Below are 18,298 nucleotides of genomic sequence, written 5' to 3' on the forward strand. Positions count from 1 at the left end.
CCGGGGGGCGACAAGATGGCCGAACTGAAGCCGCTGATCGCCAAGGTCGCCAATGGAGAAAGCCTGAACCGCGAGGAATCGCGGGCGGCTTTCGACATTCTGATGTCGGGCGAAGCCACGCCGTCGCAGATCGGCGGTTTCCTGATGGCGCTGCGCGTGCGCGGCGAGACGGTGGACGAAATCGTCGGCGCCGTCTCCTCCATGCGTTCCCGCATGCTGCCGGTTTCGGCCCCCGCCAATGCCATCGATATCGTCGGCACCGGCGGTGACGGCATCGGCACCTATAATATCTCGACGCTCGCCTCGATCATCGTCGCCGGCACTGGCCTGCCGGTCGCCAAGCACGGCAACCGGGCGCTGAGCTCCAAATCCGGCACGGCGGATGCGCTCTCCGCGCTCGGCGTGAAGCTCGATATCGGCCCGGAACTCATCGCCCGCTGCATCAGCGAGGCGGGTCTCGGTTTCATGTTCGCGCAGCTTCACCATTCGGCCATGCGCCATGTCGGTCCAAGCCGCGTCGAACTCGGCACGCGCACCATCTTCAACCTGCTCGGCCCCCTCTCCAACCCGGCCGGCGCCAAACGGCAACTGCTCGGCGTCTTTTCGCCGCGCTGGCTGGTGCCGCTTGCCGAAGTGCTGCGCGATCTGGGTTCGGAAAGCATCTGGGTCGTGCATGGCGACGGCATGGACGAGGTGACGACCACGGGCGTTACCCATGTCGCGGCACTGGAAAATGGCAAGATCCGCACCTTCGACCTGACGCCGAAGGATTTCGGTGTCGAGCCCGCTTCCATGGAAGATCTGAAGGGCGGCGACGGCATTGCCAATGCGGCGGCGCTGCGCGAGGTCCTGTCCGGCAAGCGCAACGCCTATCGTGACGTGTCGCTGTGCAACGCGGCCGCAGCGCTGGTTATCGCCGGCAGGGCGGAAACACTGTCTCAGGCGATGGCGATCGTCAGCGAAGCGCTGGACAGCGGCAAGGCCGCAGCCGCGCTCGACCGTCTGGTTGCCGTGTCCAACGAGGGTCAGGAATGAGAGCGAGATCATGAGCGACATTCTGAAAAAGATCGAGATTTACAAGCGTGAGGAAATCGCCGCCGCCAAGGCGAAGGTTTCGCTGGCCGACCTGAAGGCCATGGCCGCAGACCAGAGCGCGCCGCGCGGTTTCTACAGGGCGCTCCGGGCAAAGCAGGCCGAAGGCAAGTTCGGCCTGATCGCCGAAATCAAGAAGGCCAGCCCCTCCAAGGGCCTCATCCGTCCGGATTTCGATCCGCCGGCGCTGGCCGCCGCCTATGAAGCCGGTGGCGCCGCCTGTCTTTCGGTGCTGACGGATAGCCCAAGCTTTCAGGGCGCCCCGGAATTCCTGACCGCCGCCCGCAATGCCTGCTCGCTTCCGGCGCTGCGCAAGGATTTCATGTTCGAGACCTATCAGGTGCATGAGGCCCGCGCCTGGGGCGCGGACTGCATTCTCCTCATCATGGCCTCGCTTTCCGACGACGAGGCGAAACGCCTTGAAGACGAGGCTTTCGCGCTCGGCATGGATGTGCTGGTGGAAGTGCATGACGAGGAAGAAACGGAACGGGCGCTGAAGCTCGCCTCGCCGCTTCTCGGCATCAACAACCGCAACCTGCGCACCTTCGAGGTCAGCCTCGAAACCAGCGAGAAGCTCGCAGGCCTCGTGCCGGCGGAAAAGCTGCTGGTCGGCGAAAGCGGCATATTCACCTTCGAGGATTGTAAGCGTCTCGAAAAAAGCGGCATCGGCACCTTCCTCGTCGGCGAGAGCCTGATGCGCAAGGACGATGTGACGGCGGCCACCAAAGCCCTTCTGACCGGCCAATCCGGCATTCTGGCCGCGGAATAATGCACCGATGAGCGAGGCGGGAAAGCTCACCCATATCGATGCTGGCGGCGAAGCGCATATGGTCGATGTCGGCGACAAGGCCGAGACCGTCCGTGTCGCCGTCGCCGAAGGTTTCGTGAAGATGAAGCCGGAAACGCTGGCGCTCATCCGCGAGGGCAACGCCAAGAAGGGCGATGTCATCGGCACCGCACGCCTCGCCGGCATCATGGCCGCGAAACAGACGGCAAACCTCATCCCGCTCTGCCATCCGCTGATGCTGACCAAGGTGGCGGTGGACATTGCCGAAGACGCCGCCCTGCCCGGTCTGCGGGTCGAAGCGCTGGTGAAATTGTCCGGCAAGACCGGCGTGGAGATGGAAGCGCTAACCGCCGTATCCATCGCCTGCCTGACGATCTACGACATGGCCAAGGCCGTCGACAAGGCGATGGAAATCGTCAATATCCGCCTTCTCGAAAAGAGCGGCGGCAAGTCCGGCGATTTCCGGCGACAGGAGACTTGAATGAAACCGCTGCTGCCCGTGGATGAGGCCATGAGACGCCTTCTGGAAGCAGCGGTTCCGGTGACCGAAAGCGAAACCCTGCCGCTCGCCGAATGCGATGGCCGGGTTCTCTCGGCCGATCTCATTGCACGCCTCACCCAGCCGCCCTTCGATGCCTCGGCCATGGACGGTTATGCGCTGCGCAGCGCCGATGCGGCGGCGATAGGCTCGGTCCTCACCGTCATCGGTCAGGCCGCCGCCGGCCATGCCTTTACCGGCACGGTGGGTGAAGGCCAGGCCGTGCGCATCTTCACCGGCGCGCCCGTGCCGCAGGGTGCGGATACCATTCTCATTCAGGAGGATGCCGAAGTGCTGGAGGGCGGAAAAATCCGCACCGCCTTCGACGTCACCGCCGGGCGACATATCCGCCCGCGCGGACAGGATTTTACCGAAGGCGAAGCGGCCCTGACGGCAGGGCGTGAGCTCGGCTTCACCGACCTGACGCTCGCCGCGGCTATGAACCATGCCGCGCTCACCGTCTATCGCAGGCCGCGCATCGCCATCCTCGCCACCGGCGATGAATTGCTGCCGCCGGGAAGCGCGCCGCAGCCCGCCCAGATCATCGCCTCCAACACCTTCGGCGTCGCAGCCCTCGCCCGGCAGGCGGGTGCCGAGGTTCTCGATCTCGGTATCATTGCCGATGATGACAGGCTGATCCGCGCCGCCATCGGCAAGGCGGTCGCGGCGAAGGTCGATGTGCTGGTGACGCTCGGCGGCGCCTCCGTCGGCGACCTTGACCTCGTGCAGGCAGCCTTGAAGGCGGAAGGCATGCAGCTCGATTTCTGGCGCATCGCCATGCGTCCGGGGAAACCGCTGATGGTCGGGTCCATCGGCGCCATGCAGGTTCTGGGCCTGCCCGGAAACCCGGTTGCCAGCCTCGTCTGCGGCCTGCTGTTCCTCGAACCGCTGCTCCGCAGCATCGCCCGCCGTGCGCCGCTGCAACGCACGACCACCGCCCGCACCGCCACGCCGTTGAAAGCGAATGATCATCGGCAGGATTATCTGCGCGCCCGTTTCAGCACGGACGAAAACGGCCTGCTGGTGGCGGAAGCCCATGCGAAGCAGGATTCATCGATGATGAAGATATTGGCCCATTCCGACGGCTTGATCGTGCGCCCGCCGAACGCGCCGGCGGCGGCGGCCGGGGCGGAATGCCCGGTCATCAGGCTGAGATCCTGACACGCAGGCGATACGGCCAAACTTGGGCCGGCAGCATAACTGAGCTCTTCCTGAACCTTACCGAACGGTTGCCGCGCCGTCACTAAACGGCACCGCCGCGTGCCGCATGGCACGGGAACGGGAACGGAAGATAAGACTGTAACGTTCCTGTATCCCGACACGAATGATAAAAAAAACCGCCTATAGGCGGGATTTCCACGAATTCAAAAACCACCATGGCTTTCCGCCGCGGAATTATTTCTACATATTGTTGTGCCAAAATAAATCACACGAATCCCGTTATTGGGATTGACAGAATAAATGCGATGCTGTCACCAAGGCGAATAGTAGAGGGAAAAATTTCCGGAATTCTTCAGAATGAAAATTACTTATATTTATCAATTAAATAAGATAAAAAGTGACGAAAATGAAGTTTCCGGGCACAAAAATTAGTTTCCCATAAATTAAGCTTTCCAAAACGAGCTTCATAATAATAATCATAGTCGATAAGCAGACTCACTGGAGTTTCTTGATGAACACGGCATCCACGCCCAAAACCACGGGGCCCGACATTGCCGGGCAGATTGCCTATGCCATGCGGAGCATGGGTGTTTCGCCGATCCCGCGTAACTACAGCCTCTTTTACGAAGCCTATATCGGTTCGAACCCTGCCCTGACGAAGGATCTGGCCGCGCTTGGAAATCGGGTCACGCAGGAGGATCTGGACGAGCTGTCCTCACGTTACGGGGAAGGCAATCCCGCCCGGTCCATCGACGATGCGCATGAGAAGCTCAGGCGCGAACTGGAGGGCCTTCTGGGCACGCTGAGGCGCGAACAATCCTCCATCGAAAACTACAACAGGATTCTCGGCGAAACGCGCCAGCGCATCGATGACAAGAATGCCGCCAGCAGCAATATTCTGAGGAATGCGATTTCGCTGCTGGCCGAGGCCACCGGCTCGAAAATCATCGACGGCGAAAAGGCCTTCAACGATGTCAACCGCCATGCCGAGGAGATGCACCAGGTGCGTCTGGAGCTGGATGAGTACAAGCGCATCGCCAATACGGATTCGCTGACGCGCCTGTCCAACCGGCGCGCCTTCGACGACCGGCTGGCATCCGTCTATGACAGTTCCATCGGCCTGCAGTATACCACGCTCGTCCTGCTCGATATCGATCATTTCAAGCGGATCAACGACACTTTCGGCCATCCGGTCGGCGACAAGATTCTCGCCACCGTCGCCTCGGTCATCCGCGCCAATGTCCGCAAGGATGGTTTTGTCGCCAGAAGCGGCGGCGAGGAATTCGCCATCATTCTGGACGGCAATACGCCGGAAGAGGTGATGGTGATGTGCGAGCGCATCCGCCTGTCGCTGGAAAGCACGCCCTTCCGCAATTCGAGATCGGGCGCCGACTACGGCACGGTGACCATCTCCCTCGGCTTCGCTTCCGCCGCACAGGCCACCAACCCCAGCGAGCTTTACGGCCATGCCGACACCGCGCTCTACCATGCCAAGGAAACCGGCCGGAACCGCTCCGTCTATTACGAGGACGGCATGCAGAAGAACTATACCGGCAAGAACTGGCTGATCTATCGGACGTGAGGATGGTGGTGTGTGCGCCACTATCTCCTCCGTCATGCCGGACTTGATCCGGCATCCAGTCACGGCGCGTCTGCGCTGTGAAAAGAGTCTCTGGCGATCAAGGACTTGATCGCGCTAGACCCCGGATCCAGTCCGGGGTGACGGAGCGAGACGCTCCGCTTTCGCCAAGGGCGCAAGCCTTGCAAGGCTTGCCTCAACGGCCCGATGGTCGCGTCGTTATTGCGCCTCACCACATGGTCTTCGCCGCCCGCGCCGCCCATTCCCGGTCATAGGTCTCCTGATCGAATTCCGCCTTGGCCGCCTTGAGCAGAAGACCGGGTGTCGGAAGCGAAGCCGGGTCGACGAAATTATCGGGGTTCCACAGTTCCGAGCGCATCAGCGCCCGGGCGCACTGGAAATAGACTTCATCGATTGTCACCACGATGACGGTGCGCGGATGTTTGCCATCCATCTCGAAGCTTTCCAGCAGGTCGGGATCGACGGAGACCACGGCGCGGCCGTTGATGCGCATCGTCGTATTCGAGCCGGGTATCAGGAACATCAGCGCCACGCGCGGATCGCGCACGATGTTCAGAAGCGAATCCACGCGGTTATTGCCGCGCCAGTCCGGCAAAAGCACGGTCCTCTCATCGGCCACCCGGACCACGCCGCCCTTGTCGCCGCGCGGCGAACAGTCCATGCCTTCCGGCCCGACCGTCGCCAGCGCCAGGAAGGGCGAAGTCTCGATCATCAGCCGGTATTCGGCCGTCAGCGTGGCTGTCACCTTGGCGATCGATGCCTCGCTCGTGCTGTCATAGATGGCCTTCAATTCCTCAACCGTGCGAATGATCGTCATGTCCGTTCCTATCCCTGCCAATTCCCTCTGTCGCCGCCGAAAGACCGGGGCGTCCTATTCCTCTGCGGCTTCCGCCTTTTCCCGCTCGGCCCGCTCGCGCGCGGTGCGGGCGGCAACGAGGTCGGCCGGCTGGGCGTTGCCACGGATCAGCGAACGGCCGGCATAAATGCCGCCGACGACTTCCATAGCGAAACGTTCCTCGTCGCGGTCGCGGAATTCTTCCACCAGACGGGCGGCGTCTTCCCGCTCCTCACCCATGGCGCCCAGCACTTCCTCGCTGAAATTCAGCGCCGATTCCAGCGTTTCGCGGATCTGGTAATCGACGCCAGCCTTGAGCAGATCGATGGCGTGGCCGCGGTCGTAAGCACGGGCGAGAACCGGAACCAGCGGGAATTCGTGCTTGACGATCTCCGCGATCCTGACGGCCGCCTCCTTGTCGTCGACGCAGATGAGAACCGCGCGCGACGTGCCCGCACCGGCGGCATGCAGGATTTCCGCCCGCGATCCATCGCCATAATAGACCTTGAAGCCGAATTCCGCCGCTTCACGCACAAAGTCGGCATCCTTGTCGATCAGCGACAGCGTGTAGCCCCGCGCCAGCAGCGGCTGGCTGACGATCTGGCCGAAACGGCCGAAGCCGATGAGGAGAATGCTGCCCTCGACATTTTCAGGCACGTCGAGATCGTCGGTATTGGGAACCGCCGCCGGCACCAGCCGGTCATGCAGGATGACCATCAGCGGCGTCAGCACCATGGAGATGATGATGGTCGCCGTCAGGATGGCGTTCGCCTCCCGGTCGAGAATGCCGGCGCTGACGGCGGCCGAATAGAGCACGAAGGCGAATTCGCCGCCCTGCGCCATCAGCACCGCCCGTTCCAGGCTTTCGCGCCGGGTGGTGCCGAGCGCCCGCGCCACGCCATAGATCAGGAAGGCCTTGAGCAGCATGTAGCCCGCAACGCTGATGACCACGAGTTGCCAGTTGGAGGCGATGACGGCAAGATCGATCGCCATGCCGACACCGAGGAAAAACAGGCCGAGCAGAATGCCGCGAAACGGCTCGATATCCGCTTCCAGCTGATGGCGGAAGGAGGATTCCGACAGCAGCACGCCGGCCAGAAAGGCGCCCATTGCCATGGAAAGGCCGCTCACCTGCATCAGAAGCGCCGAACCCAGCACCACCAGCAGCGCCGCGGCAGTCATCACCTCCCGCGCGCCGGAAGCCGCGAGCAGCCGAAAGAACGGGTTGAGAAGATAACGCCCGGCAAGGATGAGCGCACCGACGGCGGCAAGCGCGATACCGACGGAAGCCAAGCGCTCCGACGCTGTTACATGTTCGCCCCCCGAACCGAGGAAGGCGACAAGCGCGAGCAGCGGCACGATGGCCAGATCCTCGAACAGCAGGATGGCGATGATGCGCTGGCCTTTCAGGCTCGACATGCTGTTGCGTTCCTGCAGCATCTGCATGACGATCGCCGTCGACGTCAGCACGAAACCGGTGCCGGCGACGAAGGACATGATGACGGGAAAACCGAGACCGACGCCGATCGATGTCAGGCCCGCCATGCAGACCAGCACCTGCAGCGCACCCAGCCCGAAAATATCCTGCCGCATCGACCACAGCCGCGACGGCTGCATTTCAAGGCCGATGATGAACAGGAACATCACCACGCCGAGTTCCGCTATATGCAGAATGGCCTGCGAATCGGAGAAAAAACCGAGACCGTAAGGCCCGATCACCAGGCCGGCGGCCAGATAGCCGAGCACCGAACCGAGGCCGATGCGCTTGAAGATCGGCGCAGCGACAACGCCTGCCGCCAGCAACACGACCACCTGGGCCAGATCATTTCCGTTCGCTTCTACAGCCACACGCCACCCCGTTTAAATAGTGAGACAAGAGCTTTGCCCCCGTCCGATTATCGGCAACGCGCAAGAACATTTCCTCCGTCATGCCGGACTTGATCCGGCATCCAGCCACCGCGCGTCTGCGCCGTGAAAGGACTCTCCCGCGATCAAGGACTTGATCGCGCTGGACCCCGGATCAAGTCCGGGGTGACGAAGCGCGGATGCAACAACGTTGCCAAACGCACCAGTTCTTCAACCCCTTTGCCATCATTCTCACGAGGGCGCCTCCCTCGGTGTTTTCTCTACCGGTATCGCGGCTCCCTGCTCAAGCCCTTTTCGGCGAGCTGCCGCTCATAATCCGCAAACAGCGCATCGCCGGTCTCACCCAGTTCCTTCAGATATTTCCAGGTGTAGATGCCGCTATCGTGGCCATCGTCGAAAACGATGCGAACCGCATAATTGCCGGTGGCGACCATGGAACGGATGGCAACATCGCGTTTGCCGGGCACCGTGACCTTTTGTCCCGGCCCATGGCCCTGCACCTCGGCAGAGGGCGAAAGCACGCGCAGCATCTCGGCCTGAAGCCGGTAAACGCTTCCATCGTCGAAGGAAACGGTCAATTCGCGCCGGTCTTTCGACACAAGCAGCTCGGTCGGCCAGGCATCGCTCATTTTTCACTTCCGCAAGCTCGTCATATGCGTCAGAATTACGGACTTGCCTCACGATAGGCAAGCCACTACATCAGCTAATAGAGCACACATTCGGCGTGTGTGCCCGGCGCAAGGCGCATTGAGGATGGAGACGTGAACGGTTTCTCCGGCTCGCTTGAAAAAGCGAAAACCCTGACGGAAAACAGCACACCGATGGTGGACCCTTTCGGCCGCGCCATCACCTATCTGCGCGTTTCCGTCACCGACCGCTGCGATTTCCGCTGCACCTATTGCATGTCCGAACACATGACCTTCCTGCCGAAAAAGGACCTTCTGACGCTCGAAGAACTCGACCGGCTCTGTTCCGTCTTCATAACGCGCGGCGTGCGCAAGCTGAGGCTGACCGGCGGCGAACCGCTGGTGCGCAAGAACATCATGTCGCTGGTGCGAAACCTCGGCCGGCATGTGCGCACAGGCGCCCTCACCGAGCTGACGCTGACCACCAACGGCTCGCAGCTTGCGAAATTCGCCGCAGAACTCGCCGATTGCGGCGTGCGCCGCATCAACGTGTCGCTCGATACGCTCGACCGCGACAAATTCCGCCACATCACCCGCTGGGGCGATCTCGACCGCGTCATGGAGGGGCTCGACGCCGCCCAGGCCGCGGGTATCAGGGTCAAGCTCAACGCGGTGGCGCTGAAGGACTTCAACGACGCCGAAATTCCCGACCTCATGCGTTTCGCCCACGGTCGCGGCATGGACCTGACGGTGATCGAAACCATGCCGATGGGCGAGATCGAGGAAGACCGGACCGACCGCTACCTGCCGCTTTCGCAGTTGCGCGCCGATCTGGAAAAGAGCTTCACGCTCATCGACAGCGACTACCAGACCGGCGGCCCCGCCCGTTACGTGACGGTGAAGGAAACCGGCGGCCGGCTCGGCTTCATCACGCCGATGACGCATAATTTCTGCGAAAGCTGCAACCGCGTCCGCCTCACCTGCACCGGCACGCTTTATATGTGCCTGGGCCAGGATGACGCCGCCGATCTGCGCACCGCGCTGCGCGCCTCCGACAGCGACGCCTATCTTTCCAGCGCCATCGATGAAGCCCTTCTGCGCAAACCGAAGGGGCATGATTTCATCATCGACCGCACCCACAACCGGCCTGCCGTCTCCCGCCATATGAGCGTGACCGGCGGCTGAAACTGTTTCTCGTCCACCCACCCATATAAACGGTTGAAATGCCGGCTGTGCCGTGCCACGTCTCTTTACATGGAGGAATGCGCGGTCACGCCGGAAGGGCGGCCCAAATCGCCCCGAAAGGGCGGCCGGGAAAACCGCGCATGGTCTGGGATATTTTGGAATGGCATTGACGGACAATACGCGCGGCGCCCTGTTGATGGCGCTCGCCATGGCAAGCTTCACGGCCAATGACGCCCTGACGAAATCCGTCACCCCCTATATCAACACCGGCCAGATCATGTTCGTCCGCGGCATCATGACGGTGGTGCTGATCTACATCGCCGCCCGCCATTTCGGCGCGCTCCGGCCGCTGAAAACCCTCATGCGCCCCATCATCATCCTGCGCTGTCTCTGCGAGGTGACGGCGGCCGTGCTCTATCTGACGGCGCTCGGCCTCATCGAATTTTCCAATGCCTCGGCCATATTGCAGTCCCTGCCCCTGGTGGTGACGCTGGGTGCGGCGCTGTTCCTGCGCGAACCCGTGGGTTGGCGGCGCTGGGTGGCGATCATCGTCGGTTTTATCGGCGTGCTCGTCATCATCAGGCCCGGCCCGGAAGGCTTCACGCCGGGTGCGCTTCTGGTCGTCGCATCGCTCGCCGTCACCGCTGCGCGCGATCTGCTGACCCGGAAAATGTATGCCGATGTGCCCTCGCTCGCCATCACCGTCATCACCGCCTTCGTCAACATGGCGGTGGGCGGCCTGCTGATCGTGCCCTTCGGCGGCTGGCAACCGATGAACTTCATGATCGTATCGCATCTGGCGGCTTCGGCCATTCTGGTGCTCGTCGGTTATCAGGCGATCATACTGTCGATGCGATCAGGCGAAATCTCCTTCGTCGCGCCGTTCCGTTATACCGGCCTGCTCTGGGGTTTCATGATCGGCGTGTTCTTCTTCAACGAAAAGATCGACAATTACACTATCGTCGGCGCCATGATCGTCATCGGCTCCGGCCTTTATACCTTCTACCGCGAAAGCCTGCGTAAGCGCTCGCAGATGGCCAAGCGCGCAGCCGCCACACCCACCGCCGCGACCACGGTACGGCCGGCTTCCTTAACGAAAGCTGCCGTTACGGAAGAGGCGGGAGAATGACATGAACAGCGGCCGTTTTCTGGACAGGACCACCCCGCCCCACATCATCACGCTGGTCGTCATCGCCGGCGTCGCGGCGCTGTGCATGAATGTGTTCCTGCCCTCGCTTGCGGCCATGGCGGTTTATTTCGAGACCGACTACGCGGTGATGCAATTTGCCGTTTCGGGTTATCTTGCCGCCACCGCCTGCCTGCAACTCATCATCGGCCCGCTCTCCGATCTCTTCGGACGCCGCCCGGTCATGCTGGCCAGCATCGCCATCATGATCGTCGCAACGCTCGTCTGCATGCTCGCGCCCAATATCACCGTCTTCATGATCGGGCGCGTCGCGCAGGCGGCCGTCGTTTCCGGCTTCGTGCTGGCGCGCGCCATCGTGCGCGACATGGTGCCGATGGAACAGGCGGCCTCGATGATCGGCTACGTGACCATGGGCATGTCCGTGGTGCCGATGGTGGGGCCGACGGTTGGCGGCCTGCTTAACGACATTTCCGGCTGGCAGTCGAGCTTCGCCCTCCTCTCCCTGCTCGGCGTCGGCATTCTGGTGCTCGCCTGGTTCGATCTCGGCGAAACCAACCACAATAAGTCGGCGAGCTTTTCGCAGCAGTTCCACGCCTGGCCGGAACTGCTGCGCTCGCCGCTGTTCTGGGGTTATGCGCTGACCTCGACCTTCTCATCGGGCATGTTCTTCTCCTTCCTCGGCGGTGCGCCCTTTGTCGGCAGCGTGCTTTACGGGCTTGCGCCGGCCATGCTCGGCCTGCAATTCTTCTTCATGGCCAGCGGTTACATGCTCGGCAACTTCATCTCCGGCCGTTATGCCAGCGAAATCGGCATTACACGCATGATGCTGTCGGGCAATGTCATCGCCATTGCGGGCATCGCCACGACCATGATGCTGATCTCCGCCGGGGCGGAAAGCGCCTATGCGTTTTTCGTGCCGCTCGCCTTGATCGGCGTCGGCAACGGCGTGACGCTGCCGAGCGCCAATGCCGGCATGGTCAGCGTCCAGCCGCATCTGGCCGGCTCCGCCTCCGGCCTCGGCGGCGCGATGACCATCGGCGGCGGCGCCGCCCTCTCGGTGCTCGCCTCCTCGGTCCTGTCCAGAGAGGACGGAACCTGGCCGCTTCTTCTGGTGATGCTGGCGACCGGCCTTGTCGCCCTCCTCACCACCTATGTCGTAAGGCTGCAGGAAAAGCGGGAATGACGGCCCCTTTCGAAATACCCGGTCTCGTGCTCGCCGGCGGGCTTTCGCGGCGCATGGGCAGCAACAAGGCGATGGTGCAATTGGGCGATGCGCCCCTTATCTCCCATGTCATCAGCCGCATCACCCCGCAGGTCTCAGATGTCACCATCAACGCGGCCTATGGCTGGGCGGAGAGTTTCGGCCTGCCGCTGCTGCCCGATACGCTGAACGGCCATGCCGGGCCGCTCGCGGGTATTTTGGCCGGCATGCGCCATTTCCAGCACCGCGGGGATGCGGCGAGCCACTTTCTGACGGCGCCCGCCGACAGCCCGTTTTTCCCGGACGATCTCGTGGCGCGGCTTTGCGAACACCTGTCGGACAATGCGATCGTCATCGCCGCCTCCAGCGGCCAGCTTCACCCGGTTTTTGCGCTGTGGCCGCTGGCGCTGGCCGACGATCTCGAGGCGTGGCTGAAGAACGATGCGAACCGGCGCATCCGCGCCTATCTCGCCCGGCATGTCACCATCGGCGTGGCCTTCCCGCCGCTGGAAACGGCAAAGGGCAGCCTCGATCCGTTCTTCAACATCAACACGCCGGATGAACTGGCGCTGGCGCGCAGCTATCTGGAGAACCTGCAATCATGACGGCACAAAAGGTCTTCGGCATCGCCGGCTGGAAAAACTCGGGCAAGACCGGCCTTGCGGTCCGTATCGTCACCGAGCTGACGGCACGCGGCTACCGCGTCTCCACCATCAAGCACGCCCATCATGATTTCGATATCGACAAGGTCGGCGCGGATAGCTGGCGTCACCGGCAGGCCGGCGCACACGAGGTCACCATCGTTTCCGGCACCCGTTTCGCCATCATGCATGAATTGCGCGGCGAACCGGAACCCTCCTTCGAGGATATTCTCGCCCGCCTCGCCCCCTGCGATCTGGTGCTGATCGAAGGCTATAAATACGAGCCGGTGCCGAAGATCGAAGCACGCCGGCTGGAGGCCGCCAAGACCGAACCGCTTGCGCCGCTCGATCCGCATATCGTCGCCATTGCCGCCGACCATGCGGTGACAGACACGGCGCTGCCGGTTTTCGATCTCGACGATACCGGCGCCATTGCCGATTTCATCGAGAAGACGGTTGGGTTAGTGAGGGCGTAAACAGGCGTCGGAACGGCGCGGCGTCGGCGCCCAGGCCGCCTCCCCACTTCCGTCATACCGGCCCTGAGCCGGTATCCAGCCAGCCCAAGTCCTTGGGCTGAAAGGACCCTCTCGCCGCGCCGACGCGTGTCGGCTGGATGCCGGATCAGGTCCGGCATGACGGAGGAGATGTGCCATGAAACCGAAACCCACAACGCCTGCCGCAACGACGACGTAAGCTCCCGTGATCCCCCACCCCAAAAATGAAAAAGCCGGGCTCTTCACCCGGCTTCATCATTCCTTGAGACGCAATACCTATTCAAGGAAACTGGAGGGGTTCACCGGCGTCGCATCCTTGCGAACTTCGAAGTGAACCTGCGGACGCTTGGCGCTGCCGGTCATGCCCGATGTGGCGATGGTCTGGCCGCGCTGAACCTTCTGGCCGCGCTGCACGTCGAGATTGGCCGCATTGCCGTAAACGGTGACCTTGCCGTCGTCATGGCGGACGAGAACCGTGTTGCCGAGCTGCTTCAGGCCGTTGCCCGCATAGATGACCACGCCGTTTTCGGCAGCCTTGATCGGCGTGCCCTCGGGAACGGAGATGTTGATGCCATCGTTGCGGCTGCCTTCGACATTGTCGCCGAAATTGTTGATGACCGCGCCGCGAACCGGCCAGCGATATTTGCCGATGCCCGTGGATTCCGGTGCGACGGAAGCCATGTCGGCCTTTTTCTCGATGTCGCTGACACTGGCGGTGGCCGGTGTGGCAGGCGCAGTCGGAGCCGCGGCAGCAGCCGGTGCCTTGTAGGGCTCAGGCTTGGCGGATGCGGTTTCGACCGGCTTGGCCGCTTCCTTGGCAGGAACGGAAGCCGTCTTGATGGCATCCGTCGAAGCGCCCGGCATATTGAGCGTCTGGCCGACGCGGATGCTTTCGTTGCTGAGACCGTTTGCCGCCTTGAGGGCAGCGACCGACACGCCGTTTTCGCGGGCGATCTTCGCCAGGCTGTCGCCGGCCTGAACCTTGTAGCCACCGGTCGGCGGCAGCGGCTTGCCGCCGGGAGGCGTCAGCTTGCCGGTCTCGGAGGAAACCTTGTCACGGGCGGCCGCCTGCGACGGCAGCACGGCCACGTTCCCTTCAGGACTACGCAGCGGTGTCGGCTGGTCGCCATTGCGGTTGAGAGCGATATCGCCGGCCGCGTCCTTGGCGGCATTGCGGACCTGACCGAACTTCGGAATGAGGATCGACTGGCCGGCCTGCGCCGAGGATGCGGTCTTCAGACCGTTGACGCGCAGCAGTTCCTTTTCCGGAACGCCGTAGCGGTTGGAGAGGGTCGCGATGCTTTCGCCGGGACGCAGGGTCACGGAGGAAGCGCCATCGGTATGCCAGCCGTTCTTGTCGGAACGAACGGTTGCGGTCGTCAGATTGTCGGTGACGGGAGCGGCAGCCTGCCGGGCGGGCGCAGCAAGAGACGGCGCGGCCTTGGGCTGAGCGGACGGGAAAGGCTGGGCCATGGCTTCGTTGCGGCTCGACGGATCGCGGCTTGCCACCGCCGTCGGCGCCGACAGCTCGGAGCGCTGCACCGGAGAGGCCGAAGCCGAGCGGGCCGTGGAAGGCTGAACGCCGCCATAACCACCCGATTGCGGGTAGGAATTGCCCGCCATGTTCTGGTTGGCATAACCGCCCTGCGGTGCGGCAGAGGCGTAACCGCCATTCATGTCGCCCTGCGGAACCGGGGCCTGCCCGTAAGCACCGCCGCCCTGACGGGCAGGAATTGACGCCGTGGTCATCTGATCCGGTCCACTGGAAAAGAGGCCGCTGAACCGCGTTGCATCCGAGCTACAGCCCGTTGCGACGCTTGCCAGCAATGCCGCTGCGAACATTTTTGCGACTGATTTTCCGATTTTAGACGAATGTCTCATACGCATGACTCGATCTACACTGACGCCAACCCGCCGCATCGAGACCGATCCGGCACAAATTTCACTTCTTGCAAGGCCCATTTCCCGAGGTGGGGAAAACCATGCGTCGATGTTTATGATTAAAGCGCGTTAGTGTTACCACGCCGTTAAAACGTTAAGCCGTTCAGCGCTTTTTTGACACTTCGATAACCATGACGAAAACCGGATGCGTCATGTTGATACAATAATGATATTGAAAATCAGTTAGTTGCGACAATTCAGAACATTAGGAGACAAAAATAGAATGTCGCCAAAATTTTCATTTTGTCACAAATGACGCGCAATATGAGTGCTGAGCGGCAGGTAAGGCGCCTCGAACAGCTCTTCCTTCTCGAAGCGGCTGCCGGTCTTGGAGAAGCGCGTCATCACGCAACGCTCGTCTTCAAGGATGATCGGCGCGATCATCATGCCGCCCGAAACGATCTGCTCGGCAAAGAAGCGGGGCATGGTGGTGAAGGCGGCGGTGGAGACGATGCGGTCGAAGGTGCCCTCGCCCACCAAGCCGTTGCTGCCATCCGCCTGACGGATGACGACGTTGCGAATGGAGAGATCGTCCAGACAGTTCTGCGCCTGCTGCACCAGCGTCTTGTAACGCTCCAGCGAAAAGACGCGCTCCACCCGGCGCGCAATGATCGCGGTCATGAAACCGCTGCCCGTGCCGATTTCCAGCACGCGCTGGCCGGGTTTCAGCTGCAGCCGGGCAAGGATCTTCACCGCCATGTCGGCGCCTTCCATGAAGGCGCCGCAGTCGATCGGGATCGTGCGGCTGGAATAGGCGTCCGCCGCAAATTGCGGCGGCACGAATTTGGAGCGTGGCGTCTGCTCGACCGCCGTCAGAAGGTCAAGATCGGAAATCCCCTCGCCCCTTAAGCGGAGAACGAGAGCGGCAAAACCTTCCTTTTCGACCATTGCGGATTTCAATCGGCGACTCCGAATCCAAGTGCTTGCGCAACCCGATCCTTCACCGTGTAGTCCGTCAGGTCAAGCTTAAGCGGTGTGACGGAAATCTTGCCATGTTTCAAAGCGTGGATATCGGTGCCTTCGCGGAAGGTGCCGAGACGTTCGCCGAAGCGCAGCCAGTAATAGGGAAAACCGCGGCCATCCTGACGTTCTTCCACCGTCAGGCCGAAATCGAGCTTGCCCTGCCCGGTCACGGAAACGCCTTGCACATCCTTCGGAGCGCAATTGGGGAAATTCAGATTGAGGAAGGTGCCATCGGGCAGTTCCACATTCATCAGCTTGCGCAGAAGGTCCGGCGCATAGGTCTCGGCGACTTCCCACGGCACGACGCGGCCATCGGCGTGGCTGAAGGCCTGGCTGAGCGCAAAGGAGCGCACGCCCTGCAACGTGCCTTCGATGGCGCCGGCAATGGTGCCGGAATAGGTCACGTCATCGGCCATGTTGGCGCCGGCATTGACACCGGAGAGCACGAGATCCGGCTTTTCCGGCAGCACTTCGCGAATGCCCATGATGACGCAATCGGTCGGCGTGCCGCGCAGCGCGAAATGCTTGTCGGAAACTTTTCGCAGACGCAGCGGTTCGGACAGGGTCAGCGAGTGCGCGAGACCGCTCTGGTCGGTCTCCGGTGCGACGATCCAGACATCGTCGGACAGCGTGCGGGCGATACGCTCCAGCACGGCCAGACCCTCGGCGTGGATACCGTCGTCATTCGTCAGCAAAATCCGCATGTTTTCCTCCGCTGCTGTATCCCACTATGAGGACACAATGATTTCTCTCACAGAAGCACCCCCACGACCGTCATTCCGGCCTTGAGCCGGAATCCAGTCGACGCGCGTCTGCGCGGCGGGAAGAGTCTTTTTCAGCCCAAGGACTTGGGCTGGCTGGATTCCGGCTCAAGGCCGGAATGACGGCCGCGCCCTTAGCAGACGAACAATCAGGCCGCTTTCTCAATCCGCTTCAGACCGCCCATATAGGGCAGCAGCACGTCTGGAATTGTGACGGAACCGTCCTCGTTCAGATAATTTTCGAGAACCGCAATCAGGCAGCGGCCGACAGCCGTGCCGGAGCCGTTCAGCGTGTGCACGAACTTCGTCGCCTTGTCGTCCTTGCCGCGATAACGCGCATTCATGCGCCGCGCCTGGAAATCGCCGCAGACCGAGCAGGACGAAATTTCGCGATAGGTGTTCTGGCCGGGCAGCCACACTTCCAGATCGTAGGTCTTGCGGGCGCTGAAGCCCATATCGCCGGTGCAGAGCGTCATGGTGCGGAAATGCAGGCCAAGGCGCTTCAGCACTTCCTCGGCGCAGGCCGTCATGCGCTCGTGTTCGGCAACGGCGCTTTCCGCATCGGTAATGGAGACGAGTTCGCATTTCCAGAACTGGTGCTGGCGCAGCATGCCGCGCGTGTCGCGGCCGGCCGAGCCCGCCTCCGAACGGAAGGACGGCGTCAGCGCCGTGAAGCGCAGCGGCAGCTTCTCCTGGTCGAGAATTTCGCCGGAGACGAGATTGGTCAGCGTCACTTCCGCTGTCGGGATCAGCCAGCGGCCATCCGTGGTCCTGAACAGGTCCTCGGTAAACTTCGGCAATTGGCCGGTGCCGAACATCGCCTCGTCGCGCACCATCAGCGGCGAAGACACTTCGGTATAACCGTGCTCGCCGGTGTGCAGGTCGATCATGAACTGGCCGAGCGCCCGTTCCAAACGCGCGAGCTGGCTGGTCAGGACGGTAAAACGCGCACCGGAAAGCTTGGCGGCACGCTCGAAATCCATATAGCCGAGCGCTTCGCCGATATCGAAGTGTTCCCTGGCCTCATGGTTCCAGCCGGGCTTCTGGCCGACCACGCGGGCCACCACATTGTCATGCTCGTCATTGCCGTCGGGCACATCGTCGAAGGGCATGTTGGGCAGGCGCGACAGGGCATCGTTGAGCTCGGCGGTGACCTGACGGTCTTCCTCCTCCGCGCGCGGCATGTTGTCCTTGAGATCGGCGACTTCGGCTTTAAGCTTTTCTGCAAGCTCCATGTTCTTCTGCGCCATGGCGGCGCCGATTTCCTTGGAGGCGGCGTTGCGGCGCGATTGCATGTCCTGCAGGGACTGGATGACGGAACGGCGCTTTTCATCCAGCGCGATCAGGCCGCTGGCGGCGGGCTCCGCGCCACGGCGCGCAAGCGCCGCATCGAAAGCTTCGGGGTTTTCGCGTATCCATTTAATGTCGTGCATCGTCGTTCCAGACCGTTGTTGCATCGT

At 62.1% G+C, this 18,298-nt stretch carries 17 protein-coding genes; 10 read left to right on the forward strand and 7 right to left on the reverse strand.

Annotation, left to right across the window (positions count from 1 at the left end):
• The first annotated feature begins 15 nt into the window (after positions 1-15).
• The 5 genes from trpD (at position 16) to FGF54_RS07115 (ending at position 5,160) form a co-directional block, all read left to right on the forward strand.
• Positions 16-1,035 carry an anthranilate phosphoribosyltransferase gene (gene trpD, locus FGF54_RS07095; RefSeq protein ID WP_142779298.1) on the forward strand — a complete coding sequence of 340 codons (1,020 nt, stop codon included), beginning with the start codon at positions 16-18 and terminating at the stop codon, positions 1,033-1,035.
• A 10-nt stretch (positions 1,036-1,045) separates the two neighbouring features.
• Positions 1,046-1,861, forward strand: coding sequence for an indole-3-glycerol phosphate synthase TrpC (trpC, locus tag FGF54_RS07100; RefSeq protein ID WP_142779299.1), 816 nt, complete (start codon positions 1,046-1,048; stop codon positions 1,859-1,861).
• Between the two features lie 7 nt (positions 1,862-1,868).
• Positions 1,869-2,360, forward strand: coding sequence for a cyclic pyranopterin monophosphate synthase MoaC (moaC, locus tag FGF54_RS07105; protein WP_142779300.1), 492 nt, complete (start codon positions 1,869-1,871; stop codon positions 2,358-2,360).
• Positions 2,361-3,578 (forward strand): gephyrin-like molybdotransferase Glp, encoded by a 1,218-nt coding sequence (gene glp / locus FGF54_RS07110; protein WP_142779301.1) that lies wholly within the window; start codon positions 2,361-2,363, stop codon positions 3,576-3,578.
• A 511-nt stretch (positions 3,579-4,089) separates the two neighbouring features.
• Positions 4,090-5,160 carry a GGDEF domain-containing protein gene (locus FGF54_RS07115; RefSeq protein ID WP_020809132.1) on the forward strand — a complete coding sequence of 357 codons (1,071 nt, stop codon included), beginning with the start codon at positions 4,090-4,092 and terminating at the stop codon, positions 5,158-5,160.
• 226 nt (positions 5,161-5,386) lie between these two features.
• Here FGF54_RS07115 and FGF54_RS07120 read toward each other — a convergent pair whose 3' ends face one another.
• The 3 genes from FGF54_RS07120 to FGF54_RS07130 form a co-directional block, all read right to left on the reverse strand.
• Positions 5,387-5,995: a pyridoxamine 5'-phosphate oxidase family protein gene (locus FGF54_RS07120; RefSeq protein ID WP_080816895.1), complete on the reverse strand. Its 609-nt coding sequence runs from the start codon at positions 5,993-5,995 to the stop codon at positions 5,387-5,389.
• A gap of 54 nt (positions 5,996-6,049) precedes the next feature.
• On the reverse strand, positions 6,050-7,861 hold the full coding sequence (locus FGF54_RS07125) for a monovalent cation:proton antiporter-2 (CPA2) family protein (protein ID WP_142779302.1): 1,812 nt from the start codon (positions 7,859-7,861) through the stop codon (positions 6,050-6,052).
• Between the two features lie 278 nt (positions 7,862-8,139).
• Positions 8,140-8,508 carry a gamma-butyrobetaine hydroxylase-like domain-containing protein gene (locus FGF54_RS07130; protein ID WP_142779303.1) on the reverse strand — a complete coding sequence of 123 codons (369 nt, stop codon included), beginning with the start codon at positions 8,506-8,508 and terminating at the stop codon, positions 8,140-8,142.
• A 132-nt stretch (positions 8,509-8,640) separates the two neighbouring features.
• Between FGF54_RS07130 and moaA the strand changes: the two genes are divergently transcribed.
• From moaA to mobB, 5 genes are all read left to right on the forward strand, one after another.
• Complete coding sequence (moaA, locus tag FGF54_RS07135; protein ID WP_142779304.1) at positions 8,641-9,690, forward strand: GTP 3',8-cyclase MoaA; 1,050 nt, start codon at positions 8,641-8,643, stop codon at positions 9,688-9,690.
• A 160-nt stretch (positions 9,691-9,850) separates the two neighbouring features.
• A complete protein-coding gene (locus tag FGF54_RS07140; RefSeq protein WP_142779305.1) occupies positions 9,851-10,819 on the forward strand; it encodes a DMT family transporter in 969 nt (322 codons plus the stop codon).
• A gap of 1 nt (position 10,820) precedes the next feature.
• Entirely contained in the window at positions 10,821-12,020 is a 1,200-nt protein-coding gene (locus FGF54_RS07145) for a multidrug effflux MFS transporter (RefSeq protein WP_020809125.1), read from the forward strand.
• Positions 12,017-12,643 (forward strand): molybdenum cofactor guanylyltransferase MobA, encoded by a 627-nt coding sequence (gene mobA / locus FGF54_RS07150; protein ID WP_142779306.1) that lies wholly within the window; start codon positions 12,017-12,019, stop codon positions 12,641-12,643. Before FGF54_RS07145 ends, mobA begins: the two co-directional genes overlap by 4 nt.
• Positions 12,640-13,155, forward strand: a complete 516-nt coding sequence (mobB, locus tag FGF54_RS07155; protein ID WP_078053078.1) for a molybdopterin-guanine dinucleotide biosynthesis protein B — start codon at positions 12,640-12,642, stop codon at positions 13,153-13,155. The genes mobA and mobB overlap by 4 nt, the downstream gene beginning before the upstream one ends.
• 294 nt (positions 13,156-13,449) lie before the next feature.
• Here the strand turns inward: mobB and FGF54_RS07165 are convergent, their stop codons facing one another.
• The 4 genes from FGF54_RS07165 to serS all read right to left on the reverse strand — a co-directional run bounded on the left by FGF54_RS07165 (position 13,450) and on the right by serS (position 18,271).
• On the reverse strand, positions 13,450-15,015 hold the full coding sequence (locus FGF54_RS07165) for a LysM peptidoglycan-binding domain-containing M23 family metallopeptidase (protein ID WP_168208031.1): 1,566 nt from the start codon (positions 15,013-15,015) through the stop codon (positions 13,450-13,452).
• A 345-nt stretch (positions 15,016-15,360) separates the two neighbouring features.
• On the reverse strand, positions 15,361-16,014 hold the full coding sequence (locus tag FGF54_RS07170) for a protein-L-isoaspartate(D-aspartate) O-methyltransferase (RefSeq protein ID WP_003522731.1): 654 nt from the start codon (positions 16,012-16,014) through the stop codon (positions 15,361-15,363).
• Positions 16,011-16,781 (reverse strand): 5'/3'-nucleotidase SurE, encoded by a 771-nt coding sequence (gene surE / locus FGF54_RS07175; protein ID WP_003522730.1) that lies wholly within the window; start codon positions 16,779-16,781, stop codon positions 16,011-16,013. Before surE ends, FGF54_RS07170 begins: the two co-directional genes overlap by 4 nt.
• Before the next feature lie 206 nt (positions 16,782-16,987).
• Entirely contained in the window at positions 16,988-18,271 is a 1,284-nt protein-coding gene (serS, locus tag FGF54_RS07180; RefSeq protein ID WP_059760200.1) for a serine--tRNA ligase, read from the reverse strand.
• Positions 18,272-18,298 lie beyond the last annotated feature (27 nt).

This window comes from Agrobacterium sp. T29, from assembly GCF_006970545.1.
GTDB lineage: Bacteria > Pseudomonadota > Alphaproteobacteria > Rhizobiales > Rhizobiaceae > Agrobacterium > Agrobacterium leguminum.